Consider the following 1,112-nt stretch of genomic DNA (forward strand, 5'->3'; position numbering starts at 1 on the left):
TAGGGCCTGTTCGTAGTTCGGATCAGTTGTCGCTGGTCACGATTGAGTGACTCGCTCACCCCGGGGCGGGGGCGGGCGGTATCACCGGTGTGTGACGCGCGGTGATGTGACCGATACCGAATGGGAACTGATCGAGCCGCACCTGCCGCTGGGAGTGTCAGGGCCGATCGGTGACCTGCGCAATCAGTTCAACGCGGTGATGTGGAGGTTCCGGACCGGCAGCCCGTGGCGGGACGTGCCGCCCGAGTACGGCAACTGGTCGACGATCTACGACCGGTTCCGGGCCTGGGCATGCCAGGGAGTCTTCGAGAACCTGATGAACACGATGATCAGTGAGGCGGCGGCCCGCGGCGATGTCGACCTGGACCTGGTCAGCGTGGACTCCACCACCTCCCGCGCGCATCACCACGCCGCCGGGATGAGGGTCGCACCCGAACGCCTCCAGGAGCTGGAGCGCGCCGTGGCCGAGGAAAAGGGGCTGCGCCAAAGGGGCAAACCGGGCCGGTAGAGCGGCAGCCCGAGGACCAGCCCGATCCCTTGCGGGAGCGGCGGCGCCGGATACGCCGGCGCCGCAAGGCCCGGCTGAAGGCCGCCGCCCTGGGCCGGTCCCGGGGCGGGCTGACCAGCAAGATCCACCTGTCGGCCGACCGGCGCTGCCGTCCGCTGTCGCTGATACTCACCCCCGGGCAGGCCGCCGACAGCCCCCGCTTCATCCCCGTGATGGACAAGATCCGGGTGCGCGGGCCGGTCGGCCGCCCCCGCACCCGACCGGCAGCGGCCGCCGGCGACAAGGCCTACTCCTCCCGCGCCAACCGCAGCTACCTGCGCAGACGCCACATTAAGGCGGTGATCCCCGAGAAGGCCGACCAGGCCGCCAACCGCAAGAACAAGGGACGACGCGGCGGACGTCCGGTCAGCCACGACGCCGACCTCTACACCTACCGAAACACCGTCGAACGCTGCATCAACAAGTTCAAGGAATGGCGAGGCCTGGCCACCCGCTACGACAAAACCCCCGAAAGCTACGAGGCCGGACTCCACCTGCGCGGAGCCATCATCTGGCTGCGCAGCCTCCCAGCCCCCTCATGATCTGAACTACGAACAGGCCCTAG

1 pseudogene is annotated in these 1,112 nt (G+C 68.7%); it reads left to right on the top strand.

The features are described 5' to 3' along the window. The first annotated feature begins 91 nt into the window (after positions 1 to 91). Positions 92 to 1,089 (top strand): annotated as a pseudogene (locus ABTW95_RS35700) (IS5 family transposase). Positions 1,090 to 1,112 lie beyond the last annotated feature (23 nt).

Origin of the sequence: Spirillospora sp. NPDC127506 (genome assembly GCF_040302145.1) — a bacterium.
Lineage (GTDB): Bacteria > Actinomycetota > Actinomycetes > Streptosporangiales > Streptosporangiaceae > Spirillospora.